Source organism: Sporosarcina sp. HYO08 (assembly GCF_001563475.1).
In the GTDB taxonomy this organism is placed as follows: Bacteria; Bacillota; Bacilli; order Bacillales_A; family Planococcaceae; genus Sporosarcina.
The window spans coordinates 358029-384347 of sequence record NZ_LPUT01000012.1; the positions used below are offsets into that span (position 1 = coordinate 358029).

At 41.3% G+C, this 26319-nt stretch carries 24 protein-coding genes; 10 read left to right on the forward strand and 14 right to left on the reverse strand.

Annotated elements, in window-relative coordinates:
- Positions 1-386: 386 nt before the first annotated feature.
- On the reverse strand, positions 387-1187 hold the full coding sequence (locus tag AU377_RS06165) for an MOSC domain-containing protein (RefSeq protein ID WP_067405737.1): 801 nt from the start codon (positions 1185-1187) through the stop codon (positions 387-389).
- A 99-nt stretch (positions 1188-1286) separates the two neighbouring features.
- Positions 1287-1604 carry a hypothetical protein gene (locus tag AU377_RS06170; RefSeq protein WP_067405740.1) on the reverse strand — a complete coding sequence of 106 codons (318 nt, stop codon included), beginning with the start codon at positions 1602-1604 and terminating at the stop codon, positions 1287-1289.
- 122 nt (positions 1605-1726) lie between these two features.
- Between AU377_RS06170 and AU377_RS06175 the strand changes: the two genes are divergently transcribed.
- Together AU377_RS06175 and AU377_RS06180 are read left to right on the forward strand one after the other, a co-directional pair.
- Positions 1727-1948, forward strand: a complete 222-nt coding sequence (locus AU377_RS06175; RefSeq protein WP_067405743.1) for a small, acid-soluble spore protein tlp — start codon at positions 1727-1729, stop codon at positions 1946-1948.
- 278 nt (positions 1949-2226) lie between these two features.
- The gene (locus tag AU377_RS06180; RefSeq protein WP_067405746.1) at positions 2227-3291 is read left to right on the forward strand and encodes an S-layer homology domain-containing protein; all 1065 of its coding nucleotides are present in this window, start codon (positions 2227-2229) and stop codon (positions 3289-3291) included.
- 109 nt (positions 3292-3400) lie between these two features.
- On the opposite strand, the gene AU377_RS06185 is transcribed toward AU377_RS06180, so the two are convergent.
- The 8 genes from AU377_RS06185 to AU377_RS06215 all read right to left on the reverse strand — a co-directional run bounded on the left by AU377_RS06185 (position 3401) and on the right by AU377_RS06215 (position 11623).
- Positions 3401-4933, reverse strand: a complete 1533-nt coding sequence (locus AU377_RS06185; RefSeq protein ID WP_067405748.1) for a cation acetate symporter — start codon at positions 4931-4933, stop codon at positions 3401-3403.
- A complete protein-coding gene (locus AU377_RS06190; RefSeq protein WP_082731941.1) occupies positions 4930-5343 on the reverse strand; it encodes a DUF485 domain-containing protein in 414 nt (137 codons plus the stop codon). Before AU377_RS06190 ends, AU377_RS06185 begins: the two co-directional genes overlap by 4 nt.
- 331 nt (positions 5344-5674) lie before the next feature.
- Positions 5675-5830 carry a lmo0937 family membrane protein gene (locus tag AU377_RS15485; RefSeq protein WP_156450392.1) on the reverse strand — a complete coding sequence of 52 codons (156 nt, stop codon included), beginning with the start codon at positions 5828-5830 and terminating at the stop codon, positions 5675-5677.
- A gap of 532 nt (positions 5831-6362) precedes the next feature.
- Positions 6363-7214 carry an agmatinase gene (gene speB, locus AU377_RS06195; protein WP_216635643.1) on the reverse strand — a complete coding sequence of 284 codons (852 nt, stop codon included), beginning with the start codon at positions 7212-7214 and terminating at the stop codon, positions 6363-6365.
- Positions 7204-8055, reverse strand: a complete 852-nt coding sequence (speE, locus tag AU377_RS06200) for a polyamine aminopropyltransferase (RefSeq protein ID WP_067405749.1) — start codon at positions 8053-8055, stop codon at positions 7204-7206. The genes speB and speE overlap by 11 nt, the downstream gene beginning before the upstream one ends.
- A gap of 3 nt (positions 8056-8058) precedes the next feature.
- The gene (locus AU377_RS06205; RefSeq protein WP_067405750.1) at positions 8059-9513 is read right to left on the reverse strand and encodes an aminotransferase class I/II-fold pyridoxal phosphate-dependent enzyme; all 1455 of its coding nucleotides are present in this window, start codon (positions 9511-9513) and stop codon (positions 8059-8061) included.
- Positions 9510-10346: an adenosylmethionine decarboxylase gene (gene speD, locus AU377_RS06210; protein ID WP_067405753.1), complete on the reverse strand. Its 837-nt coding sequence runs from the start codon at positions 10344-10346 to the stop codon at positions 9510-9512. The genes AU377_RS06205 and speD overlap by 4 nt, the downstream gene beginning before the upstream one ends.
- A 662-nt stretch (positions 10347-11008) precedes the next feature.
- The gene (locus AU377_RS06215; RefSeq protein ID WP_067405756.1) at positions 11009-11623 is read right to left on the reverse strand and encodes a TetR/AcrR family transcriptional regulator; all 615 of its coding nucleotides are present in this window, start codon (positions 11621-11623) and stop codon (positions 11009-11011) included.
- A gap of 167 nt (positions 11624-11790) precedes the next feature.
- On the opposite strand from AU377_RS06215, the gene kynU reads away from it, so the two are divergent.
- The 6 genes from kynU (at position 11791) to AU377_RS06245 (ending at position 20336) form a co-directional block, all read left to right on the forward strand.
- Positions 11791-13071, forward strand: a complete 1281-nt coding sequence (gene kynU, locus AU377_RS06220; protein WP_067405759.1) for a kynureninase — start codon at positions 11791-11793, stop codon at positions 13069-13071.
- Positions 13072-13088: 17 nt separating this feature from the next.
- Entirely contained in the window at positions 13089-13727 is a 639-nt protein-coding gene (gene kynB / locus AU377_RS06225; RefSeq protein WP_067405761.1) for an arylformamidase, read from the forward strand.
- 288 nt (positions 13728-14015) lie between these two features.
- A complete protein-coding gene (locus AU377_RS06230) occupies positions 14016-14741 on the forward strand; it encodes a GntR family transcriptional regulator (protein ID WP_067405764.1) in 726 nt (241 codons plus the stop codon).
- Positions 14742-15218: 477 nt separating this feature from the next.
- Entirely contained in the window at positions 15219-16583 is a 1365-nt protein-coding gene (locus AU377_RS06235; protein ID WP_067406104.1) for an aminotransferase, read from the forward strand.
- A 106-nt stretch (positions 16584-16689) separates the two neighbouring features.
- Complete coding sequence (gene xsc / locus AU377_RS06240; RefSeq protein ID WP_067405767.1) at positions 16690-18471, forward strand: sulfoacetaldehyde acetyltransferase; 1782 nt, start codon at positions 16690-16692, stop codon at positions 18469-18471.
- A gap of 350 nt (positions 18472-18821) precedes the next feature.
- Positions 18822-20336 (forward strand): APC family permease, encoded by a 1515-nt coding sequence (locus tag AU377_RS06245; RefSeq protein ID WP_067405770.1) that lies wholly within the window; start codon positions 18822-18824, stop codon positions 20334-20336.
- Positions 20337-20395: 59 nt separating this feature from the next.
- Here the strand turns inward: AU377_RS06245 and AU377_RS06250 are convergent, their stop codons facing one another.
- Both AU377_RS06250 and AU377_RS06255 read right to left on the reverse strand, forming a co-directional pair.
- The gene (locus AU377_RS06250; RefSeq protein WP_067405773.1) at positions 20396-21322 is read right to left on the reverse strand and encodes a selenium metabolism-associated LysR family transcriptional regulator; all 927 of its coding nucleotides are present in this window, start codon (positions 21320-21322) and stop codon (positions 20396-20398) included.
- Between the two features lie 202 nt (positions 21323-21524).
- Positions 21525-21899, reverse strand: coding sequence for a cytochrome-c oxidase (locus tag AU377_RS06255; protein ID WP_067405776.1), 375 nt, complete (start codon positions 21897-21899; stop codon positions 21525-21527).
- A gap of 235 nt (positions 21900-22134) precedes the next feature.
- Here AU377_RS06255 and AU377_RS06260 point away from each other — a divergent pair, with 235 nt between their 5' ends.
- Positions 22135-23610 carry an S-layer homology domain-containing protein gene (locus AU377_RS06260; protein WP_067405779.1) on the forward strand — a complete coding sequence of 492 codons (1476 nt, stop codon included), beginning with the start codon at positions 22135-22137 and terminating at the stop codon, positions 23608-23610.
- Positions 23611-23673: 63 nt separating this feature from the next.
- Here AU377_RS06260 and AU377_RS06265 read toward each other — a convergent pair whose 3' ends face one another.
- Complete coding sequence (locus AU377_RS06265; protein WP_067405782.1) at positions 23674-24234, reverse strand: shikimate kinase; 561 nt, start codon at positions 24232-24234, stop codon at positions 23674-23676.
- A 163-nt stretch (positions 24235-24397) separates the two neighbouring features.
- Here AU377_RS06265 and aroQ point away from each other — a divergent pair, with 163 nt between their 5' ends.
- Positions 24398-24841, forward strand: coding sequence for a type II 3-dehydroquinate dehydratase (gene aroQ, locus AU377_RS06270; RefSeq protein ID WP_067405785.1), 444 nt, complete (start codon positions 24398-24400; stop codon positions 24839-24841).
- Positions 24842-24898: 57 nt separating this feature from the next.
- Here aroQ and AU377_RS06275 read toward each other — a convergent pair whose 3' ends face one another.
- The gene (locus AU377_RS06275) at positions 24899-26275 is read right to left on the reverse strand and encodes a S8 family serine peptidase (protein ID WP_067405789.1); all 1377 of its coding nucleotides are present in this window, start codon (positions 26273-26275) and stop codon (positions 24899-24901) included.
- Positions 26276-26319 lie beyond the last annotated feature (44 nt).

The following is a 26319-nucleotide window of genomic DNA, read 5'->3' on the forward strand; positions in this document are numbered from 1 at the left end:
CTTTCTTTTTGTTTCTTTATTGCAACATAAGTTGGAAGCGTTTTCAACTAATTTCATTCCAAAATTTGAATTACCTCTGATGTTAATAAATGAAATAGAAATACATCGAGACGGAACCATGGAAGCTCATTATTGGTTGAAAGAACCAACAGTTCCATCCACAGAGATTTTCGCTATTGATTCTTTTCATATGATCAACGCACAGCACTCCACATGAAACGGTTTTGGGAACTGCCTTATAAATTGTCTGGTTTCCAACAAAATTCACCTAGTCCCCAACGAAGCCCCACGAGTGGCCAACCAATTCCACTTGGCACCCGTAAGCACAAATAAAAAACCAGTCTTATCAATCGAGCATTCTCGACCGATAGGACTGGTTGATTGGGTTAGAGAATCTCCACCTGATCGCCAATTGTGACGCTGCCTGTTTGTAGAACTTCTGCATAGACGCCGAAGTTGCCGTTATTTTGTTTTACCAATGTGCGCAGGACATTCGGATCTTTCGGCAAATCCCCTTGGGCGAGTGTTGTCATCACGCATCGCTGCGTTGGTTGGATGATTCTAAGCTGTACGTCATCGCCGATGGAAAGATTTTTGCCGATCCATTCCTGTTCAACAAATCCTTCAGTTTCTGGGACATCAAGAATGAGATTCGGGCGGAATCTTCGTGGTTCAATACGGCTTTCTGGCGTTAGCTTGCGCAGCGTATTGATCGTAGAGGTTGTAATGATGTGTACCGTCGCGATATCGAAAAATGTATTTTCGGGAGACTGCCTAGTAAAAGTCGTTCCGCGGTTCTCGAGTTCATTAATTTCTTCCGGGATATAGCCTTCAAATTCAACTGCGGCTGATGAAGGAGAGGCGATCGTAACGAACCGTTGAAAGCTTTCAGACAATTGGTGATTGACATCATTTTCATTGCTTTCTACGGTTTGTCCATCCGGCAGCATAATACGAACCGGCGGAATTGGGTAAGACAATTGTACAGGTTTCGTAAATGAAGCACGGTATTGGAACATATTGGGCCACTTTTTTGGATTTTTGGCATTAGCAAGTTTGCCAGTTTCAGTGTCAATGACACCATATGCCCTATCTCCTAATACACCTTTTTCCGTAAAGTCACACGCATTCAGTTCTTCTCCCATCATCGATTTCACTGGGTATCTCCATAATGATGCAACTTTCATAGCGCATTCCCCCTTAACTTTACTATCCACTATACGTTAAATTGGTGGAATATTCACTTTAATAGAATTAAGCTCGACTGAATCTTGTCCGTGACGCAGTTACTTGTGATAAATCTTCAACTCTGCCATTTTCATCTCATTGTCAAATAGCTTTTGCGCACCGAACCCGATGATAGCGATTAAAATAATGATGGCGTAAATATATCTGGATGTATTTTTTACAACACTTTCAATTGTTTCTTTCTTTTTTTCTTCCAAGATCCGTGTTCGTTTAAACAATTCTTGGACGATCTTGCGAAAAATAACGATGATCAAATATGTCACGATGAGCGTCAATGCTAAGGAAGTAAAATATGATTTAATCGCATCAAAATCAAAGTCAAAAAAACGTTGGGTCGAATCAATTAATTCACGCATGGTCATAAAATTCCTTTTCTTATTATTCGTGTAGATTCCAAAAAAATTATAGCAAAAATATTTACTGCAAATACGGGAATACTATCGAACGAAGGAAAAATGACTAAAAGGAGGAACAGGCTTTGACTAAAAATTTTTCACTACCGAATGATTCAGACGATAATGTGAACCGCCTAAAGAAAACCATTAGCAATATGGAAGCGGCCGAAGCAGCAATGGAATTTGCGGAAGGAAAAGAACTTGAGGCAATCAAAGCAAAAAACGAGCGTCGCAAAGAAAAAATCGAGGATTTGGAAGATGAAATTCATGCCGAAAACAAATCACGAATAAATGGATATATCTAAGTTGCGTTTCATAATGCAATAATCCGGAAAGATGTTCGCTCTGTCATCTATGCAGAACGGACATCTTTTTCATGTAAACAATACTATTTCTAGAAAATGTACATATAGTGGTGATTCATGGCAAAAGGAAGGGAATAGTGAATCAATAAAACATACAAGTTTGTAGGTGGTTAGTAGTATGTGAATCATTGGTATTTTAAGGTAAAGTATTAGGTGATCAATGTTATCGGAACATTCTGAAATTAGTTCACTGTATAAAAAGAAGGGGGAGCGATGAAATGAAAAAGTGGGTACTATTTCTATTAGCAATTGTGCTCATTCTCGGTGTTGCGCAACGTCCAGTGCAGGCAGTCAGCTTTAAAGATGTTTCAACATCTCATGGTTTTCATGATGAAATCAAGTATTTATCAGACAAGCAGTTCATCACCGGTTATTCAGATGGTTCATTCCGGCCAGAAAAAGCTGTTACGCGTGGGGAAGCAGCCATTATGATTGGTAAAGCGTTCGATTTGGATGGGACTCAGCGTACGACGAAGTTTAAGGATGTAGGGAAGAGTCAAAAGGCAAGCGGCTACATTGCTTCTGCTGTAGAAAAGGGCATCATCTCTGGTTATTCGAACGGGACATTTAAACCGGAAGCATCCATTTCTAGAGGTGAAATGGCCATTATTTTATCAAGAGCGTTCAACTTATCCTTCCATTCTTTTTTTAGATTTAAAGATGTTGGAGAAAGTACAGCTGCCTTCGAACACATTCAGCGTTTAGCCGCAGCATCGATTACAGCTGGTTATCCCGATGGTACGTTCCAACCGGGCTTAAGTTTGACACGGGCTCAGTTTTCAGCTTTTCTTGCCCGCGGCTTTGACGTGTCGTTTAAACAAAAAGCAGCGATTCAAGACAGCTATGTGCGAGACAAAACAAAGCAGTATACCTATCAGTCATCTGAACTGGGTCGTGAAGTATTCACCTATAAAAAAGCCAGCGTTTGGGAATGGATGTTCCCGGAGTATATGTGGGAAGCGCATATCGTAGATCAAGATCAAACCTATCACTTTTTTGAGGTCGAATCTTATGAAGGGTCAGGGATAGGTTATCCACTATCCGAGTTTCACGAAAGCCTCATTTACCCAATTAAACTCGGAGCTACGTGGACATCCTATACCAGCACGAGTAAAGTGACGGGTATTGGGAAGAAAGTCGAAACGCCTTACAAAACCTTTACGAATGCTGTCGAAGTGACGAGCAGTGAAGGAACAAAAACATATTATGTGAAGCATGTCGGATACGTGCAAACGATTGATAAAGGTGGAAAAGTGATTAGAGAGTTAGTTGATATTAAATAAGAGAATTCTAAACGTATTATTTGAAGAAATTGGCGGAGTCTCAGTCTCAATAAAAGAAAATAAAAAATGCGAGGTATACTCAATGAATGAGTATACCTCGCATCATTTTTTACAACTGTCTAAACCCACCTGTATTTGCGCGAACATTCACTTCGGAATACTTCAACACATCGCGTTCTTTCGTTACCATTGTACCGATCCATCCGCCTAAGAACCCGAGTGGAACAGAAACGAGCGCTGGGTTCGTTAATGGGAAAATTGGATTTCCTGTCAGAATTGCGGTACCTTCAGGGCTAAGTACACTTGGACTGATTGAAACGAGTACTAATGCCGAGATGAGTCCTGTTAAGATTGCGGAAACCGCACCAGCCGTATTGAATTTTCTCCAGAAAATCGTGTAAACAATGACTGGCAAGTTTGCACTTGCTGCAATACAAAATGCAAGTGAAACAAGAAAAGCAACGTTCAATGATTGTGCGAAAATCGCCAATAGAATTGAAAATACAGAGACACCAACCGACGCATAGCGAGCGGCTTTCATTTGTTGTTTTTCACTTGCTTTTCCTTTTTTAAAGATCTCACCGTAAATATCATGCGCGAAAGCGGAGGCGCCTGTTAGTACCAATCCAGCAACGACTGCAAGGATCGTAGCAAAAGCAACGGCCGAAACGAATGACATCAGAAGATCTCCGCCCAGCGCCTGTGCAAGCAGAGGCGCCGCCATATTACCCGCCGCATTTTCTTTAATAATTGCTTCAGAACCGACAAAAGCAGCAGCGCCAAATCCGAGGAAGATTGTCAAAATGTAGAAAATACCAACGATCCAAGTTGCCCACATTACCGAGCTTCTAGCAGTTTTCGCATCTTTTACCGTAAAGAAACGCATTAAAATATGTGGTAATCCGGCTGTTCCAAATACAAGTGCGATCATGAGGGACATTGTATCCAATGGCATTTTGTATTTAACACCGGGATTTAGAAATGCTTCACCATGAGGCGTAGCCGTTTTCATATGCGAAAACATTTGTGTAAGGCTAAAATCGAATTTCATAAACACTAAGAAAGAAATGATAATGGTTCCAACCATTAATAAAACCGCTTTAATAATTTGTACCCAGCTCGTTGCTGTCATGCCGCCAAACAAAACGTAAGTCGTCATCATAACACCAACAATTAGGACAGCCCAAACATAATCAATCTGGAATAATAAGTGAATAAGTGCACCTGCACCAACTAGCTGGGCAATCATGTAGAAAACAACGATCGTAATTGTACTCAACGCAGCCGCTGCCCGAACCTTTTTTGCATTGAAACGGGCGTTAATCATATCAGCTAGTGTATATTTCCCTAAATTACGTAAAGGCTCCGCAACGATAAATAAAACGACTAAATAAGCTACTAAATAACCAATAGAGAATAAGAAACCATCAAATCCGAAAAGAGCAATGGCACCTGCAATACCGAGGAATGACGCGGCCGACAAATAGTCACCAGCGATGGCCAGTCCATTTTGCCAACCCGTTAGACCGCCGCCCGCAGTATAGAAATCGCTGGCAGAACTTGTTCTTTTTGCGGCAATATACGTAACAACGAGAGTGGCGCCTACAATGATTAAAAACAACACGATGACTGATGCGCTCATGAATTTGCCTCCCCATCATAGTTGAATTCTTTTAACGTTTCCGAGGCCATTGTGTCAAACTGTGCAGATCTTCTCATGTAAACGGTTACAAGAGTCCATGTCATGATAAATAGTCCGATTGAAAACACCCACACCCAAGTAATTGCACCTAAAAATGGCTTGTCCAAAAGATCCGTATACGAAATGAGTAAATTAAAGCCGATGTAAAGCGACAAAAATAAGATGATTGACGGAACGAGAAATGCTCTTTTTCTTGCGATTAATTTTTTAAACCCCTCAGAATTTTCAATCGCCACGAAATTTGGCGTTTGTTCATCCAGCTTCCCTTGATCAGCAATATCCCCCAATATTGCATGATCAGTGTTCCTCAGAATGGCCCCTTGACTTTTAGGTACTGCAATTTTCCCCATTTCTCCCACCCCTTGTAAAGATTTTTCAGAACATACAAATTATTAAAACATCATTAATGAATATAGTCAATGATAAATTGGAAAAATTTGTGATGTATTGACCGGAAAAAACGTCGAAAAGGGATATCGACAAAAGTCGACATCCCTTCTAGCCTGCCGAGAATGCTCGCATCCGTCGCCAATCGCACAGCGAAGGATTCGATTTACCTTAATTTCTGCGTACTTTACAGAAATTAAGGTACTTTCAAGGCGCGGTGAATTTAGGCTGCCTATCTCGGCACAAGCGTTTTCAATCAGGCTCGAGATACACATATGCAACTATCTTCTCTCTCTAAAGCGCCCGTTTACCTGCCAGTAGCTGGATAATGAAAATAATACCCGCTATCACTAGTAAAAGGTGAATAAGTCCACCTCCTACTTTAAATGCAAGTCCTAGGATCCAAAATGCGAAAAGTGCTGCAATGATCAACCATAAAATTCGACCCATTTGTAAATCACTCCCTTGATCTGTCTATTTTTGAAATACCCTAGGAAAGGGAGTGTTAAACAAGTTAGGTTTTCTAACAATCCTATCTCACCGTTGGTAAAACGTCCCGAACACGTGACAAGATGGAACAGTGATCAATCCATAAAAAGAAGGTGTCTAGCGGAAATCGCCAGACACCTCAGAGTGTAGACAAAGTCGTTTTTTGACTTTGTCTACACTTTTTCAGAAGTGAAAAATAAGTAATTAGAATTTCTTCAGCCTGATTGAAAACGCTTGTCAAGGTAGGCAGGCTAAGAGCGCGACGTCCTGTCGCAACGCCTGCATGACTCGCATCGTGCGAGCCCGCGCGAAGTCGAGCGAAGACGCGAATAGAACTAGAGTTCATGAGCGGACGAGCGGGTGAGGTAGGCATCCTAAGATCGCCGCGTCCTGCGGCAACGGATGCATGACCTACATCCTGTAGGCCTCAACGACGGATGCGAGCGTTTGTCAACAGGCTGAGGTGTCTAGCAGCAATCGCCAGACACCTCCTTTAATCAACAATACTTAATAACAATTCCCGCAGCACTTTACAAGCAACAGCCGTTGAAACACCGCTGTGGTCGTAAACAGGGGATAGTTCATTGACATCACAGCCAACGATATTCAGTCCGCTCACTTGAAAAATGGCTTGCAGCAACTCTGTGAAACTAACACCGCCTGCTTCAGGTGTTCCAGTTCCAGGGAATACGGAAGGATCCAGGACATCTAAGTCAATCGTTAAGTAAACGGGTTTGCCCGCTAACTGTCGGGCGACGCGATCCAATCCATCAAAGTTGAATTTATTTGTAAAGACATGCTCTTTGCCCCATTGGAATTCGCTGCGATCGCCCGAACGGATGCCGAATTGGAAAATACGTCCGTCTCCAAGCAGATCCCATACCCTGCGAATAACTGTCGCATGGGAAAGGGGTTCACCGAGATAGTCTTCACGTAAATCTGTATGCGCATCGAACTGAATGACATGTAAATCCGGATACTTTTTAGCCGCTGCGCGTACAGCCCCGAGCGTAACTAAATGTTCGCCGCCGATCATACAAGGAATTTTACCGTCTGCTAAAACTTGTTCCGTAAAGTCCTCAATTTGCGAAAGAGCTCTTTCTGTATTGCCGAAGACCAGCTCTAAATCGCCGCCGTCAAATACAGCGATATCTTCTAAATCTTTATCTTGATACGGACTATACGTTTCGAGTCCAAACGAATCGCCGCGCATCGCTCGACTCGCAAAGCGCGTGCCGGGACGAAAAGAAGTCGTTGAGTCAAAAGGTGCGCCGAAAATGACAACTTTTGACTCTTCGTATTCCGCCTCGCAGCCGATAAACGTTTCGACATTTTTACTCATCATCGTTCAACTGCTCCTTCACATAATTCGGAAGGGCAAAGGCGCCGACGTGAAGATCCGTATTGTAATATTTTGTCTTTAAGCCGAGCTGATTCCAAGCGTTTGCATCTAAATCATTGATCGGATCGAATTTCTTCGATGCAAAACCGAATAACCAATGACCGGATGGGTAGGTAGGGATATGCGCTTGATAAACGTGTGTAATCGGGAAAAACTCTACAATTCGTTTATGTGCCCGTTGCATGGGATGCGAGTACTCATCATAAAAAGGACTTTCATGCTGATTCACTAAAATCCCGTCTTCCTTCAGCGCCTTATAACAGTTGCCGTAAAACTCTTTTGTAAATAATCCTTCGCCAGGGCCGAATGGATCTGTCGAATCGACAATGATCAGATCGTATTCATTTTCCTTGTTGCGAACGAATTTTAATCCGTCCTCATAATACAGATTGACCCGTGGATCATCGAGTTTTGAAGCGGTCAATGGAATATATTCTCGACAAACATCGACAACCATTTTATCAATTTCCACCATGTCGATTTGTTCGATCGTTTCATATTTCGTCAGTTCACGAACCGTTCCACCATCCCCAGCGCCGATGACAAGTATTTTTTTAATGCTTGGGTTTGTCGCCATGGGAACGTGAACGATCATGTCGTGATAGATAAATTCGTCCTTTTCCGTTACCATCACTAAACCGTCAAGCGTCAAAAGCTTGCCAAATTCAGCTGTTTGCAACACATCGATCTTTTGAAATTCACTTTGTCCGGAATAAAGATGCTGCTCCACCTTCATCGAAAAGCGGACGCCAGGTGTATGTTCTTCGGTATACCATACGTTCATTCGTCAAGACTCCTTTACAACTTTGATCTGTTGAATATCCCGATCTTCCGTGCCTGTTAAAAAGCACCCTTTTTCCTTGGAGTATTCAATATAACTCAAAATCTCGCCAGTAATTCTTTCGCCTGGCGCTAAGATTGGAATGCCGGGGGGATAGCACATGACGAATTCACTAGAAATCCGGCCTATACTATTTGTAATCGGCAGCCCTTCTTTGTCTGCATAAAAAGCATCTTGCGGTGTGTAAACGACTTGCGGCTTAATGTATTCATGATCAAATAACCCACTCTTATCTTTCGCGTATCTGCGTTTAATTTCAGCAAGCGCGGAGATTAAACGTTCAATATCTAACCGCCGATCCCCGACAGAAAGGTAAGCGAGTAAATTTCCGATATCGCCAAATTCAATTTGGATGTCGTATTCATCTCGCAAAATGTCGTACACTTCAACGCCCGCAAGTCCGATCTCTAAAGTATGAACAGAAAGTTTCGTCACGTCATAATCATAAACCGTATCGCCATTTAATAATTCTTTTGAAAAAGCATAATACCCGCCGATTTTATTAATTTCATCCCGCGTGTATTGGGCCATTTCCGCGACTTTTTGGAAGATTTCTTTTCCATGCAGCGCTAAATTTCGTCTTGAAATATCCAAAGAGGATAATAGTAAATAAGAGCCGCTTGTCGTTTGGGTAAGGTTAATAATTTGACGCGTATAGCCTTCGCTTACTTCATTATTAATCAAAAGAAAAGAGCTTTGCGTTAAGGAACCGCCAGATTTATGCATACTGACGGCCGCCATGTCAGCGCCGGCGGCCATGGCGGATAACGGCAAATCATCGCCGAAATAAAAATGCGTCCCATGCGCTTCGTCTACTAAAACAAGCATATCGTGCGCATGGGCAAGCGTTGTAATCGCCTGCAAATTGGAACAAATGCCGTAATAAGTTGGATTATTGATCAAAATCGCTTTTGCATCTGGATTGTCCAAAATGGCTTGTTCCACGTCTTTCAAAGACATGCCTAAAGGAATACCCAGCTCATTATTGACACCTGGATTGACGTACACCGGAACGGCGCCGCTTATGATCAGGGCATTGATCGCACTGCGATGGACGTTTCGCGGCAAAATAATTTTTTCGCCAGCCTTGCATGCGGTCATGACCATCGCCTGAACTGCGGAAGTGGTGCCATTGACCATAAAAAAGGCATGTTTTGCGCCGAATGCTTGCGCGGCTAGTTCCTCCGCTTGCCGAATGACTGAAACCGGATGAGTTAGATTATCCAATGGTTTCATCGAATTGACATCGACAGTCAAGCATTGTTCTCCTAAAAAGTCGACCAATGCTTTGTTGCCACGGCCGCGTTTATGGCCGGGCACGTCAAAAGGAACGACGCGCATTGACTTGTAGCGTTCCAACGCTTCCACAATTGGGGCGCTTTGTTGTGAAAGTTCCGTCATTTTTTTGAGTCTGTGTCCTCGTAAATATTCGTGCCACTAAAAATTTCAATCATTTCCTTGCGAAGGTTATTCGTAATTTGCAGACGCTCTTTCGGTGGAAGCTCATAGACGTCTGTATTGTACAAATAATTTTGCAAGTCGAGTTCCTTAATGAGTAATTTCGTATGGAAAATATTCGATTGATATACATTGACATCAATCGCATCGTATTTTTCTAACGTATTTTTATCGATATAATCCTGAATGGATGTAATTTGATGGTCAATATATAATTTTTTCCCTTGTTCATCGCGTGTAAATCCACGAACACGATAGTCGGTTGTAATAATATCCGAATCGAAACTATCGATTAAATAATTTAACGCATTAAGCGGAGAAATTTGTCCACAAGTTGAAACTTCGATGTCTACACGGAAAGTTGCAATGGAGTTATCTGGATGATATTCCGGATACGTATGAACCGTTACGTGGCTTTTATCTAAATGGCCGACTACTGATTCACGTGTTTTTAAAACATCGACTTCACCTCGGTTACACGACTCATCAATGAGACCGATTGGAAGTGCTTCTTCTGATATCAAAATGGTCACACTTGCACCTTGTGGGTCATAATCTTGTTTACTTACATTTAATACATGGGCACCAATCATTTCCGTAACATCACAGAGGATGTTCGTTAGTCGTTCGGAATTATATTGCTCATCAATATAGGCAATATAATCCTTTAGTTCTCGCTCACTTTTTGCATAGCTCACATCATAGATGTTGAAGCTAAGTGTTTTGGTGAGGTTGTTAAAGCCGTAAAGTTTCAGCTTCTTTTCCAACCCTATCATCACGCCTCTCCTAAAGGTTAAAGTGCTTATGAATATTTTCATCGAAAAAAATATTCATTATTAAATATAAAGTATAACCAACTCAAGTCAATAATATTTTTAAAAATTACTGTTGGATTCCCGTTACACGGATTATTCAGAATTAATGATGTGGATCATCCAAGACATTCTAATTGTCTCTATACTTCATTCCCTAGAAAACCCTAAATAAACACCAATAAGAAAACCTCTTCACTTTATGAATGAAGAGGTATTTTTTTGGAATTCCATCATTTAGAAGAATGGTGTCGCAAATTTGCAATTAGTTTGTTATATTGGAATGTCTAGTGGAGATGTAGGCTGAACGAGAGGGGCATTTAACAGATTTCCGAAAGAATTCCTCTTCCTCAAGCCTGTAAATGTCTATTTCCCCTAATTTTGTGTTATACAATTTATTACTTTCAGAAAACGACATCGCCATTCGATTCCCTTTCTTATTGAAGCCAAATTGAGGGAACGTCATGCTTGTATAGTCCTTATATTTTTTCTGTTTCGGGTATTTTGCATCTTTACGAAAGTAAATGTGAAAAGTTCAAAAGAACAAGTAAATGTCGAGGAAGCGCCAAAAGAAATGTAAACAAAAAAAGTGCCGAAGCCTTTTATTTCGTGGCTAAGGCACTTTTTTAGGAAACGTACAGACCGTTTGTATACAAATCGGTTAAGCTATCTGCGATTTCATCGATCGTTTCTGTGAGATGACCGAGAACGAGATCCCACATAATTTGTTCATTCATATGAAACCAGCTTCTTGCGATGAGTGAGGGATTCGCCGATGTTTTTGCCAATCCGGCTTGCTGCACGTATTGAATGTCTTTCGCAATCCCGTGTATGAAGCGTGTTCGGATTTTATTCCACTTTTCTTCAACGATTGGAGAAACGCCGGCAGCTTCTTTCAGTACTTGCATCATTTCTTTTTCTTCTAGTGCGGATTGCAAAAAACCGCGTGCTTGCGATGTAATTTGCTCATAAGCTTCAGCTTTCGTTTGGGGCTGGAAAGATCGATCGGCGATCTCATACATTTTTTGCATAATTGTTTCCATCAGTTCGCAAAAAAGCTCATCTTTATTCGCAAAATATAAATAGGCCGTACCATATCCTGTTTTGGCGTGCTTGTTAATTTGGGCCATCGTCGCTTTTTGAAAACCATTTTGTAGGAAAATCGTTCGGCCAGCATGTAATAAATTAATTCTTGTTTGCTGTGCTTGAAGTTGCCGCTTGGAAAGTTGAGCTGTGTTCATCAAGGATCCGTCTCCTTTCAAAATATAGGTTTGACACTATAGTAACGTATCCAGGCATATGCGGCAAATATACTGACAATTGGTCGATGACTAGATGTCATTGACGTAGTGTCACTAAGGGTGTTAAAGTGTAAATATACTGAAAATCGGAACGGGGGAAAGACAAAATGACGACTGTAAATATAACAAAAGAATATGCAACAATGCTTGATCAGCAAAATAAGCTTAAAAAGTATCGTGAAGAATTTTATGTTCAGCCAGGTGTTATTTATTTTGATGGAAACTCACTTGGTCTATTATCCAAAAGAGCAGAAACAACTTTATTGGAATTGCTGGATTCCTGGAAAAACTTCGGCATTGACGGTTGGTTGAGCGGAGACCATCCTTGGTTTTATCTTTCTGAAAAGCTTGGAAAAATGCACGAGGCGATCGTTGGCGCAAAATCTGGTGAAGTGATTGTAACGGGTTCGACGACTTCAAATTTGCATCAGCTAGTTGCTACTTTCTATAAGCCAGAGGGCAAGAAGACGAAAATATTGGCGGATGAATTGAATTTTCCATCCGATATTTATGCGTTGAAAAGCCAATTGGAGCTACAAGGGTTCGATCCGGCTGAGCATCTTGTACAAGTGAAAAGTCGGGATGGTCATACGCTGGCCGAAGAGGACATTATTGCGGCGATGACTGATGAAATTGCTTTAATCGTTCTGCCAAGCGTTCTCTATCGAAGCGGGCAAATTTTAGATATGGAACGTTTAACAGCAGAAGCCCATAAACGCGGTATTTTAATTGGGTTTGATTTATGCCATTCAGTTGGTTCCATACCGCATGCTTTGCATGATTGGGACGTGGATTTCGCGTTTTGGTGCACGTATAAACATTTAAATGGCGGACCGGGCTCCGTTGGCGGCTTGTATGTCAATGAAAAGCATTTAGGCAGAGCACCGGGGCTTGCGGGCTGGTTCAGTTCAAAAAAAGAGAAACAATTCGATATGGAGCACACATTGACTGCCGCAGCGGATGCAAGTGCTTTCCAAGTAGGCACGCCGCATGTGCTGAGTCTTGCGCCGCTAATTGGTTCGCTGTCGATGTTTGAAGAAACGGGAATGGAAGCAATTCGCGAACAGTCACTCGCGTTAACAGATTACTTTATGACCTTAATCGATGAAGAATTGAGTGAATATGGCTTTGTCATGACGAATCCGCATGATGAAAAATCAAGGGGCGCACATGTATTCCTTGTGCATGAAGAAGCGGCCCGTATTTGCAAAGCTTTAAAAGAACATAACGTTATTCCTGATTTCCGTGCACCAAACGGCATTCGGTTAGCTCCGGTCGCACTTTATAACACTTTCGAAGAAGTGTGGGAAGTGGTTCAAGTCTTGAAGAAGATAATGAAGGAAGAGCTGTACAAGAAGTTTGAAAACAAACGGGAAGTTGTTGCATAAACGGAGGGGGCTATTTAATGAAGGAACGTGAATGGATCGATATTTCACAGCCGCTGACAAATGATATTGCGGGATGGCCTGGTGACACGCCATTTGAATTTAAGTTGGCTTATACAAAAGAACAGACCGGCTCCGTCAATATCGGCCAAATTCAAACAAGTTTACATTGTGGAACACATATCGATGCCCCGTTTCACTTTGATAATGACGGCAAAAAAGTGCACGAGCTGGACATTAATTTGTACGTAGGTTTATCGCTCATTATAGATGTAACGGGTTGCGAAAGCGTTGGCAAGCGTGAATTAGAAGAATTTCCATTAGAAGGAGTCACCCGCTTGCTGCTTAAAACACGGACGGCGGAGGAGACTGACCCGACCCAATTCCCACTGAAATTCACGTATCTACGGAAAGACATCGGTCCTTTCTTAAAAGAAAAAGGCATCCGTCTGCTTGGCGTAGATGTTCCATCCGTAGATCCTGTCGACAGTAAAACGATGGACGCCCATCATTCCTTGCATGACAACGGGGTCAGCATTTTGGAGAACATTATGCTAGGGCATGTTGGGCCAGGAAATTATGATTTGATCGCTCTTCCGCTCGCTATACAGAACGCAGATGGCAGCCCAGTTCGGGCAGTTGTCCGACCGGTTGAATAGCAGACAAAAGTAGAAACGGGGGTGGTCTCAGAAGTTGTGGGACAGCCCCTTTTTCAAGTTAATAATTTTCTTGGGGATGCGGCTAATTGATTGAGAGGTTGGAAACGGGAGATCGTAAATGTCTTATTATGTATTCTTTTGCTGGTATGTACCAGTTGAGTATCGTATCATCTAATGATAAAATTAATGTTAATGCAAATAATTCAGACAATTGAAGGTGTATGTACAAAACTGTTATTGTAGTTAATAAAGATTATTCTAAAATAGAAGCTAAAGGGGGAGAGAAAATTGGAACTTAATGTGAAGAGCCCGATACCACTGCATATCCAACTGAAGGATCGTTTACATTTTTTAATAAGCAATGGAAAGTACAAAGAGAAAATACCTAGCGAACGCGAGTTAATGGACATGTACAAGGTGAGCAGAAGTACGGTTAGGGAAGCTGTTTCGAGGCTTGTCAATGAAGGTGTGCTAGAAAAAGTTCATGGAAAGGGAACTTTTATATCCGTTAAACCGATTGAGGATTGGTTGGGGAATTTAAGCAGTACGACTGAAATTATTCAAAATATGGGAATGACTCCAGATGCAAAACTAGTTGAACACGGGATCGTGGAGTCGCCAGAAGAAGTGTTTGCAGCAATTGGGCAAAAGGAAACGTACTATATTAAACGTATCCGTTATGCCAATGGACAGCCGCTTGCGATTGAAAACCAATACTATCCGCTAGAAATAGGTGAAAAATTGGCTACTTATGATATCGAGAAAGGAACGTTATTCGACATTCTCGAACAACAAATGCAGGTGCAATTGGCAGAAGCGAAGCAAATTATTACGAGTAGTCATCTATCAAGTGAAGATGCCAGACTATTAAATGTGCCTAAAAATTTTAATGTGTTGCATACAGAAAGATTGCTAATGGATTATGAAGGAAATTTAATTGAGTATTACCGTGCGTCATTTCGTGGTGATATGTATTCTTTTCGGATCCATTTATCAAAGAAAAACAATGGATAAACTAAAAGATCCTGATATCGTACAATTCATCTAGCCAGTTCTTCACCGAAAGATGTACGGATCGATATTGGGATTATCGTTTTGCTGAACGACTAGTGTGTAGTCTTTTAAAATTACGTGGATGATTGAATAGGGACATCTTTCAAGCATTCGCTAGTGTAAAGTGCAATCTATTATAAAAATAAATGTCTCATCAATGGTTAAAAGGCAATGTAATTAAGGAAGAAAGCCAGTTATTAAGAATCTGAATGACAGTTATGACAAATCCCAATAGGTTAAATTTTTAGAAAAGATTGAATAATAGAGTGTCCTATGGTTTAATAAGGTTGAGTCAATCATTCAACAACAAACAACTGGTACGGATGACATGACCACACGATGATACTACCATGAAAGGGGAAAGTGGGGAAAACGGTTTCAACTAGTATTTTAAAAGCGCATCAAATTTTTATTATCTTTCATGAGGGGGAAAGTGAATTGACTAAAGTTGAAGTTCATAAAGGGGAACAACTAGCGCAACAAGACCAAGATCACCTATGGCATGCGATGAGTCGCCACGTTCCAGGTGGAAGCCCAATGATCGCAGAGGCTGGAGAAGGTGGCTGGTTTAGCGATATCTACGGAAAGCGTTATTTCGATGGTGTTTCGGGACTATGGTGCTTGAATTTGGGTCATGGAAGAAAAGAAATTGTTGACGCAGCTGCTGAGCAGATGATGAAACTTTCTTATTTTCCTCTCACGTTAAGTCACGAACCAGCGATTGAGTTATCAGCAAAAATTAGTGAACTCCTCGGAGATTCGTATAAAACATTCTTTACGAATAGTGGTTCTGAAGCGAATGAAACCGCCTTCAAAATTGCACGACAGTATCATCACCAAAATGGAAATCCAGAAAAACATAAAATCATTTCTCGTTATCGTGCCTATCATGGAACAACATTGGGAGCACTAAGTGCAACAGCACAGGCAAACCGCCGCGTTAAATACGGTCCAAGTGCACCGGGCTTCCTACATGTAGCGCCACCATACAGTTATCGTTCACCATTCGGCGATGAGGTAACAGATGTAGATAAAGTAGCAGCAGATATGATCGATCAAATGATTACTTGGGAAGGCGCCGAGACAGTTGCAGCTGTCATTATGGAACCATTCATTTCCGGTGGAGGCGTCATTATTCCAACACCAGAATACTTAAAGCGTGTAGCAGAAATTTGTAAGAAACATGATGTGCTTCTCATCTTGGACGAAGTTGTTTCAGGATTTGGACGTACAGGTAAAATGTTCGGTTACATGCATTCGGAAGGTGTTCAGCCTGACATTATTACGATGGCAAAAGGCTTAACGAGCGGATACTTACCTTTAGGTGCTACTTCTGTTAACTCTAAAATCTATGACAAGTTTACTGAAAAAGGACCGGACAACCACTTCCGTCATGTCTCTACTTACGGAGGACACCCTGCAAGCTGTGCGGTCGCACTTAAGAACATTGAAATTATTGAAAGAGAAAATATTGTTGAGCGTGTTGCCGAGCTTGGCGACAACAATTTAATTCGATTAAAAGAATTGATCTCTCACAAAAATGTTGGTGAAGTGCGTAATGTCGGCTTCCTATATGGAATTGAAATGGTTGAAGACAAAGAGTCAAAAACACCGGCATCTGACGATAAATTAGCACAAATTATTGCATTCTGTAAAGAAAAAGGACTCATTATCGGCCGTAACGGCGATACAGTTCCAGGCTTTAATAACGTTCTAATCGTTGCACCGCCGCTAATTTCTACTGAAGAAGACTTGAACTTTGTTGTAGAAACAGTATTTGCTGCATTTGAAGAACTTAACTAAGTAAGTTACCTACCTTGCTTGGCGAATCAAAGGCTATGAGCTGAATAGAAGAATCAAGCAATTGGCGATATAAACTAACAACTATAGAAAAGGAAGTGTTTTTTAAATGACAAACGTTGCACAAAGAGAAGAAAAACAACAAGCAGTAGCTACAAGACAAAAGGTGAAAATGACTCCGAGTGAAGCAATCGTTGAAACATTAGTTGCTGAAGGCGTAACACATATTTCTGGTATTCTTGGATCAGCATTTATGGACATGCTTGACCTTCTGCCAACAGCTGGAATCCGTTTCATCGGCGTTCGTCACGAACAAAGTGCGGCTCACATGGCTGACGCATTTACAAGAGTCGGCGGTGTAGCTGGCGTAGTTATCGGACAAAACGGACCTGGTATTACAAACATGGTTACATCTGTTGCGGCTGCGAACCAAGCACATACGCCAATGGTTGTTATTTCACCATCTGCTGGAACACCAACAATCGGTTGGGATGGGTTCCAAGAAGCTGACCAGGTATCGATCTTTAAATCGATCACAAAAGAAACAGTTCGTGTTACACACCCAGGTCGTGTGGCTGACTGCCTAAGAACTGCTTTCCGTATCGCTTACGCGGAGCGCGGTCCAGTATTGTTTGATATTCCACGTGACTACTTCTACGGAGAAGTGTATGATGCAATTCTTGAGCCGCATCAATACCGAGTCGATAACCGTGGATCTGGTTCTCCAGAATTCATCGAACAAGCTGTTGAACTATTAGCATCTGCTAAAAACCCTGTCATCATTTCAGGCCGCGGTACTGTTGACTCTGATGGAATTGACGTTGTAAAGGAAATCGCTGAACATTTAACAGCTCCTGTTGCTGTTTCGTACATGCACAATGACGCATTCCCTGCGAATCACGAGCTATCTGTTGGGCCAATTGGTTATATGGGATCAAAAGCGGCTATGAATACGCTAAAAGATGCAGACGTACTATTAGCAATCGGTACACGCCTATCCGTATTCGGCACGCTGCCATGCTATGATATTGACTATTTCCCGAAAAATGCGAAAATCATCCAAATTGACATTAACCCGCGTCAAATTGCGCGTACGCATCCAGTAGAAGTTGGAATTATCGGCGATGCAAAAGCTGCATCAGCAGAAATTCTAAAAGGCCTACAAGCTAAATTGCCTAACCCGGAGAAAAACGAGGAGCGCCTAGCTAAAGTTACAGAAGAAAAAGTGAAGTGGGAGAAAGAGTTAGTAGATCTGGCAATGGTTCCAGGAACACCTATTAACCCACGCCGTGCACTATTGGAGTTGACAAAAGTATTGCCAGAAAATACAATTGTCACAACGGATATCGGTAACGTTTCGTCCACTGCGAACGCTTACTTGAAATTCAACCACGGACGTCAGCATATCGCTGCACTTACTTTCGGAAACACAGGATTTGCATTCCCATCCGCAATGGGTGCACAGCTTGCTAATCCAGACAGCCCGGTTGTTGCCATTGTTGGTGACGGTGCATGGGGCATGAGCTTGCATGAAGTAAGTACTGCTGTTGACGAGAATTTACCTGTCGTTGCATGCGTATTTAACAACAATGCATGGTGTGCAGAGAAGAAAAACCAAGTAGATTTTTACAACAATCGTTTTGTTGGTGCAGATATTAATAACCCAGACTTCGCTACACTTGCTGAGACAATGGGCGCAGTCGGTATGAGAGTGAACAAGCCGGAGGATGTAGGACCTGCAATTCAAAAGGCAATTGAATCAAGAAAACCAACAGTCATCGATATTCAAGTAGATGGTACGCAACTTGCACCGCCATTCCGTAAAGATGCACTGAAAATGCCGACTCGTTTGTTACCAAAGTACGCACACCTAGACCATAATAACTGGTAAAATCAGCTGATAGAGGGGCAGTCTTAAAGGATCGCCCCTCCTTTTTTATTCAAAAAAACGAATAAAATGCATCTAGATACCTGCCTAATTTTAACCTTCACTTCCTTTTATGGAGAGGAAAGAGAAACTGTTTGCTGCGTGGACATGGGACAAGAGGGAATAGATAGAAGTTGCCTAGATAGTTGACATAGGAGAAAACGATAACCGAAGCATTATTTTTGCGGGAATAGAAAGCGCTTTCAAGTGATTTTTACTCCTTGTTTAATTTGCTTTTGGTGCATCGCAAACAGAATGGCAAATGGCTGAAATCTTCCCCTAGTGAAACCGAGGTAGTTTAGGAGGAGAACTAAATGGAGAAAAGAGTTGAACTAGAGAAGACGTATAAACCGCAATGGGTGTGGGCGATTGCACTTGGATCCGCCATCGGTTGGGGAGCTTTTATCTTACCGACTGAATGGATGAACATTGCCGGACCTGTCGGGACAGTAATCGGATTAGGGGTAGGCGCTATACTTATGATGATTATTTCCGTTAGCTATGGGGTTCTAATTGAAAAATATCCCGTATCCGGAGGAGAATTCGCTTACACGTATTTGAAGTTTGGAAGAGTTCATGCGTTTGTTTGCGGCTGGTTTTTAACGCTTGCCTATATATGTATCGTTGCATTGAATGCGTCAGCGATGGCACTGCTTGGAAAGTTCTTATTTCCTTCGATTACAAATGTTGTACCGCTATATGAAATTGGCGGCTGGCAAGTCTATTTAGGTGAAGTCATTATCGCGACTTTTTTCCTTCTCCTGTTTGCTTTTTTAAACATTAAAGGTGCATCATTATCTGGAAGTATGCAGTATATTTTTTGTATTATTCTTGTAGGCGGCGTTGTCTTATTAACGATTGCCATGTTTATGAGCCCGGCAACAAGTCTTACGAATATCACGCCTATGTTCAAACCAGAAGTTCCTCCGTTGAAAGGAATACTTGCTGTTTTGGTCATCGCACCGTGGGCATACGTGGGTTTTAATAATATCCCACAGGCAGCGGAAGAATTTGATTTCCCTGCGAAAAAAGCATTTTCATTAATTATTTACTCGTTGATCTTTGCCTTTATTTTATATGCATTTATGATACTTGCAACAGCTGTTGCAGTTCCATGGCAAAATCTAGTTGCGGGACAACCAGCATGGGGTACAGGTGATGTCGTTTCAGATAATCTTGGCGCAGCTGGAGTATTTATGCTAGCCATTGCACTTTGTATGGGTGTATTTACAGGGCTAAACGGATTTTTCTCATCTGCGAGCCGTTTATTGTTCGCAATGGGCCGTGCAAAAATTGTACCTTCGACTTTTGCAAAATTACATCCAAAATACGGAACACCATATGTTGGGATTATGTTTACAGCGGTTTTCTGTTTAGCTGCCCCTTGGTTCGGCAGACCGGTACTGTTATGGATTGTTGACATGTCTGCGGTAGGCGTTACGATTGCTTATTTCTACGCTTGTTTAACAGCCTACAAATTATTTAAATGGAGCCGCAGCAATGCGACAGATACGAGGGAAGTATCCCCGTATAAGAAAATCATGGCATTGCTTGGGACAGCAAGTGGCTTGGCGTTCTTAGGTCTTCTATTAGTCCCAGGAACATCCTCTGCGCTTGGCGTTGAATCATTCATCGCATTAGGCGTATGGGTTTTACTAGGAGCCACTTTTTACTTGGCGAAAAGAAAAGAACTTCATGCAATTCCGAAGAGTACGCTTGATTACTATATCTTAGGCAAAACAATTTCTGAAGAAGAGGCATTGGGCGTAGCCTCTGGAGAAGGAGCAATCGATCCGAATAAAGAAACACCGCCAGTTCAGCTAACGTAATTGGCAAAAGGAAAAAATGAACAGGAGAAGGGACCACTCCCTTACTCCTGTTTGTTTTTTTATATTGCACTTACCTCTTGATCAATTTCAGCGGTGTCTCCAAAATGGCTTTGGATATATTCAATAAATTTCAAACTTGTTTGTTTCAGCGAGTTTTCTTGATACACCATATAGAAATTTCTATGTAAGGAAAGCCCTTCTATTTTTAACTGTTTTAACGTATTTAACTTTAATTCTTTTTTTACGGCTGATTTTGAAATAATTGCGATGCCTAGGCCTGCTTCGACAGCTGATTTGATCGCTTCCGTATGTTCTAGCTCCATTACGACATTGAGCTCGTCCGTATGAATCTTATTTTTTTCCAAAATATCTTCGATGACCTGACGTGTGCCAGAGCCCTTTTCGCGAATAATGAATGGGATTGTCAGCAAGTCTTCAACGGTAATCGTTGGTGACTTTGAACATGGCTGATTAGGCGAGCTTAATAGAATTAACTCGTCTGTAGCGAATGGAACTTGTTTAAGTGATGGATAAGCTAAAGTAGATTCAATAAACCCTAAGTTAATTTCATGATTGAGTAGCTTTTCAACGATTTGTTCGGAGTTATAGAGCTTTAAATGCATATTAACTTTCGGATATAGTTGGTTAAATTCAGCCAATGCGAAAGGTAAGATATATTCCCCAATGGTTAAACTAGACCCCAATTTTAAATCACCATGAACAGTTCCTTTTAATTGTTGAAGCTCATTTTCTGTTTCATTCATGAGTGCAATGAGCTTCCCTACTTTTCTATACAAAATTTCACCCGCCAACGTCAGGGAAATTTTTTTGGTCGTACGTTCAAAGAGTTGGCAATCCCATAATTCCTCAAGTTGCTTTATTTGGAGACTTACACTTGATTGTGAAAGATGCAAATCTCTTGCTGTTTGCGAAAAGCTTTTATTATTAGCTGCGACATAAAAGACCTTTAAGTGATCTAGATTCAAAACATAGCCCCCTTGTTAGATATGTTCCCATTTTGCTTATTGATTGACCCCTAAAAACTATTATAGTTGAAAAAAGGGATATTATCTTCAGAAAAGTCAAATTCCTAAAAAAGTAGGGAATCTAGTAAGGGTGAATTGATAAAGTACTAAAAACTGCTCCAAAGGAAAGTGTAAGCACTTTGCTTTAGGGCAGTTCGTTTTTTTACGATTTATTTTTCACATGCGTAAGTACATGTATTGCAAAAAGAACGACACTTAAGACGATCATTGTTCCGCCGGTTGCGGTTGCTGTAGTCCAAGCATCGTTACCGGTTAAGATTAAGAGTGTTAACCCGCCTAACATGACAGGAATCCCAATATTAAAAAGCCAAAAATGCAGTTTTGCAAGTAGGGAAGAAGTTAAATTTGGAAAACGTAAATAAATGAAACCGGAAAGTCCTGCCGATACCCAACCTAGTAAATTGACATGTGCATGAACAGAAGATAGATCGAAATTATGGGAGATCGACATATACATGCCTAGAACAACGCCAATGACAAAATAGACAACAGCAACCTTAATAAACGAAATACCCAACTGTTACACTCCTTTATGAAATAGTTTTGGTCGCATACCATTTCGAATTGTCTATTCTTAGGGATTTCGCCTCCTCTTGCATTGGCATAGCATTACTCTTGGGCAGAAGAAATAGATCCCATCTATTTATATGCTATTGATGGAATAGAAATTCTAATCTACTGTTTGAGAAGTAAGGTTTTCTAGATATTTCTTATATTCCCTTGTATGATAAAGAGCAGGGGAGGGATAGATTATGAGAAAGCTAATGGTCATTCTATTATCTATGATCTTGGCATTTACAGGATTTTCTACATATGTTCAAGCGCAGGTTTTTTCTGATGTAAACAGCGGTGATCGTTTTTATGAACATATGAATTATTTATTTAACGAAGGAATTATTCAAGGGTATGGACAGGATCGATTTGAGCCAGATCAACATGTTACGCGAGGACAGGCTGCATTGATGATCGCTCGTGCATTAGGCCTTGAAACAAGGAATCGGGAGACGCAATTTACGGATGTTAGCAGTCAAAATGTGGCATCGGGCGCCGTTCATTCCGCTACGGTTGCTGGAATTATTCAAGGCTATGGGGATGGGACATTCGGACCCGAAAAACCTGTCACACGCGGGGATATGGCCATCTTTTTGGCACGCGCATTTAAATTGACGAAAGAAGAGGCGTTGCCATTTACTGACGTTCCAATGACTTCAAGCGCTTATGCGTCTATCCGAAAAGCAATTGCTTTCGGAATTGTAGAAGGCTATTCAGATAATACTTTCAAACCGAATGAATATGTAACACGCAAACAATTTTCAGCATTCCTTGCAAGGGCTTTACATGATAATTTACGCATACCGGTATTTGCTTGTGGGTATAATCCTGCAACCCATAAGAATCCAGACCGTCAAACGGTCAATTGTCTGATCACGAAACTGGCAAGACAATCTGAATTTCCAATTCCACCTGAGATTGTCAAGGCGGTAGCCACTGTAGAAAATGGAAAATGGCAACAATTTAAGAGCGATGGGCAGCCGAATATAAGTGGTGATGGCGGAATTGGCTTGATGCAAATTACGAATACAGCGGGCTATGATGTGGAAAGGTTAAAATACGATTTGCCGTATAATATTCAAACGGGAATCGAATTCCTTATAAATAACTTTAAGAGAAGTGACCTGCCGAAAGTCGGTGATCACAATCCAGAGAATCTGGAAAGCTGGTACTTTGCTGTGATGGCATACAATGGCATAAAGGCTGTAAACAGTCCCTTTGTTCGGGAGACGGGGAAAAGAAACGACGATGGCGTTGAGGGGGCTTATCAAGAAAAAGTCTATCAGGCGCTGACAACGAATGGATTGCTCGGAAAGCGTACACATATTCATTCAATCCAAATGTCCAAAGATGACTTCATTTACGGACAAGAAACGAACAATACGATTCAGTTTCCAACAAAAAGCTTCCAATTAACAGAAACAACATCTTCAAAAGAACTTTTTAAAACGGAAGATGATGTAGTTGCCAGTCCGGGAGCGAGGCTTCGTATGAAACCAAATACACAGTCAGATTATATTCAGACTAACGCCGCGGTTCCAATGAAGATTTTAGGCGCGTCTGTATACGATGAACGAGTCAATTCACCCAATCAATTTGTTTGGTATCCAGTGGAAGCAATGATTGGTGGAAAGAAAGAATATGGCTATATCGCTTCATCTAATATAATGAACTAATCGATTGTCCAAGAAGCCAAAAAAGCTGTAACGAAAGGGATTCCCTCACGTTACAGCTTTTTCTTACTTAGAAGTTGGTTCATATAAATCCCAAGCGAGCCTTAAAGATTCATAAATAAAATCAGCAGCAGCTTCACTTTCCATATCGTCAATCGTTAAAATGGAGTTATGGGAAGAATAGATTTCCTTGCGTTTATAAAATAGCTCTTTCGTTTCTTCCAATGAAAGATTTTGAAGCAATGGGCGGTCAACCTTAATTTTGTCGAGTCGTTCTTTCCATGCTTCCCATGAAATGTCCAGGGCAAAGACGATACAATTGGAAAGACAGATGGCACGTGTTTCTTCTTGTAAAAAAGCACCGCCGCCAACAGAGATCACTTTTAATTTTTGGGTACAAAAATGTTCAATTAGACTTTTTTCTTTTTCGCGAAATGCTTTTTCGCCGATCGTATCAAAAATCTCCGTAATCGGCATATTGAATTCACGTTCAATCTCTTCATCTATATCAATGAAGGACCGATATAACTTGGTCGCTAACAGTTTACCAACTGTTGTTTTTCCAACCCCCATAAAACCGGTAAAGACAATGCTTTTCTCCCTGTAAGGAACATTTTGATTCGGCATAGGTTGATCCACTCCAATATTCTAACTTATCTTATCATTCTACTGAATTATAGTATAGATTCACTATCTTGTAAAAAACATTTTTGAAAGACTTTTCAAACTTGAAAGAAATCAACGCTCTACGTTACACTAGCATACAAAGAATAAAATTGAGGAGACGAAGATGAAAAAAATAGTAATGTTGCATGGTATAAACCATAATATGTTTGGAAAAAGGGATCCTGCGCAATATGGCACGGTTACGCTTATGGAAATTGACGAAGGTTTACAAAAGCTTGGGGAAGAGCTAGGTGTGGAAGTGGAATGTTTTCAAACAAATTTTGAAGGAGAAATGTGTGAGCGCATTCATCAGGCATACGAAGAGCGGAATGACGCTGTCATCATTAACGCAGGGGCTTGGACGCATTATAGCTATGGAATCAGGGATGCACTTGCTATTTTAGAAGTGCCGATCATTGAAATACATATGTCCAATATTCACGCAAGAGAACCGTTTAGACATCAGTCTGTTTTTGCTGAAATTGCAAAAGGACAAATTTGCGGGTTCGGCATAGATAGTTATTTCCTCGGGTTGCGGGCAGCAGTTGCTGCAATTGAAAACAAATAAGAGAGCCTTTCCAGAAAATCAGTTTTCACTAGCTTTCTGGAAAGGCTCTTGTATTTTTTAATCAATTGTCTGGAATTCCATCACATAACTTTTCCCATTCCGGACGATAATTTCAAACCAATAGACCGTGCTGTATTCATAAGGTTTGATCGGTTGTACGATGATTTCTTTGTTGAGTAAATTTGGAACGAGCTGGATCGGCAGTTCCCGACTGCCCTGATGCATTTTTACAGTCACAATCGAGTGATCGGAAAACTGGCGATCAAACTTGATAGACCATTCTTTATCCAATGCAACATTTTTATGACTAGGGAGTAAGGTTGTCTGTTTAGAAATGAGAGGCTTTGTTAAATCGGTCTTCATAAATGAAGAAACATTAATAATTCCCTCCCCATAATAAGGATCCCATCCAATGGCACCGAGGTCATCCACATATTTTTTTAATAACGCCTCGATCGCTGTATTTGATCGTTTCGGATTGTCCAATTTCATCATCGCTGCAATGCCGCTTACAAATGGAGCAGCCATGGATGTGCCGTCCAGTACCCCAAATCGTTCGCCTGGGATTGTAGAAATAATACCGACTCCTGGTGCTGAAACGTCAATCGTCGCGCCAGTGTTGCTAAATCGAGCAATGTGATCGGATCGATCTGTTGCTGTTACGACAATCGCTTTTTCCTCTGAAGCTGGGTAAAAATTTGCTGTGTTTTTACCTTCATTGCCCGAAGAGACGACGACTAAGACGTTGTTTGAATGCGCGTAGGCAATCGCATCTGCCAAATAACGGGAATACCGATCGCCGCCGAAACTCATGTTAATGACAGCGGCTCCGTTGTCAACGGCATAACGAATGCCACGTGCGACATTTGAATCATAGCCGTTTCCTTTGTCATCTAAGGCACGGATGGGCATGATTTTTACGTTTTCACTTGTCGTTTTCGCGATGATACCAGCGACATGTGTTCCGTGATATTGAACGTCCATTGGATCCGAATCATCATCGACAAAATCATAGCCGGCAACAATTCTATTTCTAAAAAAGGAATGGGTATAGTCAATGCCCGTATCAATGACGGCCACGATCACGCTGCCTGCATTAGATGTAAATAATTGCTGCATTTTTTGAGCCCCAATTCGCCCTGTACCCCAGGGAGCGGATTGGGCTTGAAAAGTGGCAGAATGGGCATAGCGTATATAATCAGGCTCAATCATTTGAACTTTTGTTGGGCTTATAGAGGCAGCACGCACACTTTGTTGTTTTTGTATTGCATCGTATTCACCCCATGTTACGCTTGTAATCGTTTCTTTTCCGGAAGGGGCGGTTACTTGGATGATGACGCGGTCTGTTATACTCGTTGCTTCGTTCGCGGAGGTAATGGATGGTGTGAAAATTAGACAGCATACTAACATAAGTAAGAAACTTAATTGTTTCATAAACAACAACACCTCAAAGATTATGATACTAGTATTATCGACCT

Excerpts from the sequence above, each read along its gene's own strand:
- AU377_RS06215 (WP_067405756.1), bottom strand. The coding sequence starts at position 11,623 with ATGAACACAGCTCAACTTTCCAAGCGGCAACTTCAAGCACAGCAAACA.
- speD (WP_067405753.1), bottom strand. The coding sequence starts at position 10,346 with ATGATAGGGTTGGAAAAGAAGCTGAAACTTTACGGCTTTAACAACCTC.
- xsc (WP_067405767.1), top strand. The coding sequence starts at position 16,690 with ATGACAAACGTTGCACAAAGAGAAGAAAAACAACAAGCAGTAGCTACA.
- kynB (WP_067405761.1), top strand. The coding sequence starts at position 13,089 with ATGAAGGAACGTGAATGGATCGATATTTCACAGCCGCTGACAAATGAT.
- AU377_RS06260 (WP_067405779.1), top strand. The coding sequence starts at position 22,135 with ATGAGAAAGCTAATGGTCATTCTATTATCTATGATCTTGGCATTTACA.
- speB (WP_216635643.1), bottom strand. The coding sequence starts at position 7,214 with ATGATGAGTAAAAATGTCGAAACGTTTATCGGCTGCGAGGCGGAATAC.
- AU377_RS06265 (WP_067405782.1), bottom strand. The coding sequence starts at position 24,234 with ATGCCGAATCAAAATGTTCCTTACAGGGAGAAAAGCATTGTCTTTACC.
- aroQ (WP_067405785.1), top strand. The coding sequence starts at position 24,398 with ATGAAAAAAATAGTAATGTTGCATGGTATAAACCATAATATGTTTGGA.
- AU377_RS06205 (WP_067405750.1), bottom strand. The coding sequence starts at position 9,513 with ATGACGGAACTTTCACAACAAAGCGCCCCAATTGTGGAAGCGTTGGAA.
- AU377_RS06170 (WP_067405740.1), bottom strand. The coding sequence starts at position 1,604 with ATGCGTGAATTAATTGATTCGACCCAACGTTTTTTTGACTTTGATTTT.
- AU377_RS06180 (WP_067405746.1), top strand. The coding sequence starts at position 2,227 with ATGAAAAAGTGGGTACTATTTCTATTAGCAATTGTGCTCATTCTCGGT.
- AU377_RS15485 (WP_156450392.1), bottom strand. The coding sequence starts at position 5,830 with ATGGGTCGAATTTTATGGTTGATCATTGCAGCACTTTTCGCATTTTGG.
- AU377_RS06165 (WP_067405737.1), bottom strand. The coding sequence starts at position 1,187 with ATGAAAGTTGCATCATTATGGAGATACCCAGTGAAATCGATGATGGGA.
- kynU (WP_067405759.1), top strand. The coding sequence starts at position 11,791 with ATGACGACTGTAAATATAACAAAAGAATATGCAACAATGCTTGATCAG.
- AU377_RS06190 (WP_082731941.1), bottom strand. The coding sequence starts at position 5,343 with ATGGGGAAAATTGCAGTACCTAAAAGTCAAGGGGCCATTCTGAGGAAC.
- AU377_RS06245 (WP_067405770.1), top strand. The coding sequence starts at position 18,822 with ATGGAGAAAAGAGTTGAACTAGAGAAGACGTATAAACCGCAATGGGTG.
- speE (WP_067405749.1), bottom strand. The coding sequence starts at position 8,055 with ATGAACGTATGGTATACCGAAGAACATACACCTGGCGTCCGCTTTTCG.
- AU377_RS06185 (WP_067405748.1), bottom strand. The coding sequence starts at position 4,933 with ATGAGCGCATCAGTCATCGTGTTGTTTTTAATCATTGTAGGCGCCACT.
- AU377_RS06275 (WP_067405789.1), bottom strand. The coding sequence starts at position 26,275 with ATGAAACAATTAAGTTTCTTACTTATGTTAGTATGCTGTCTAATTTTC.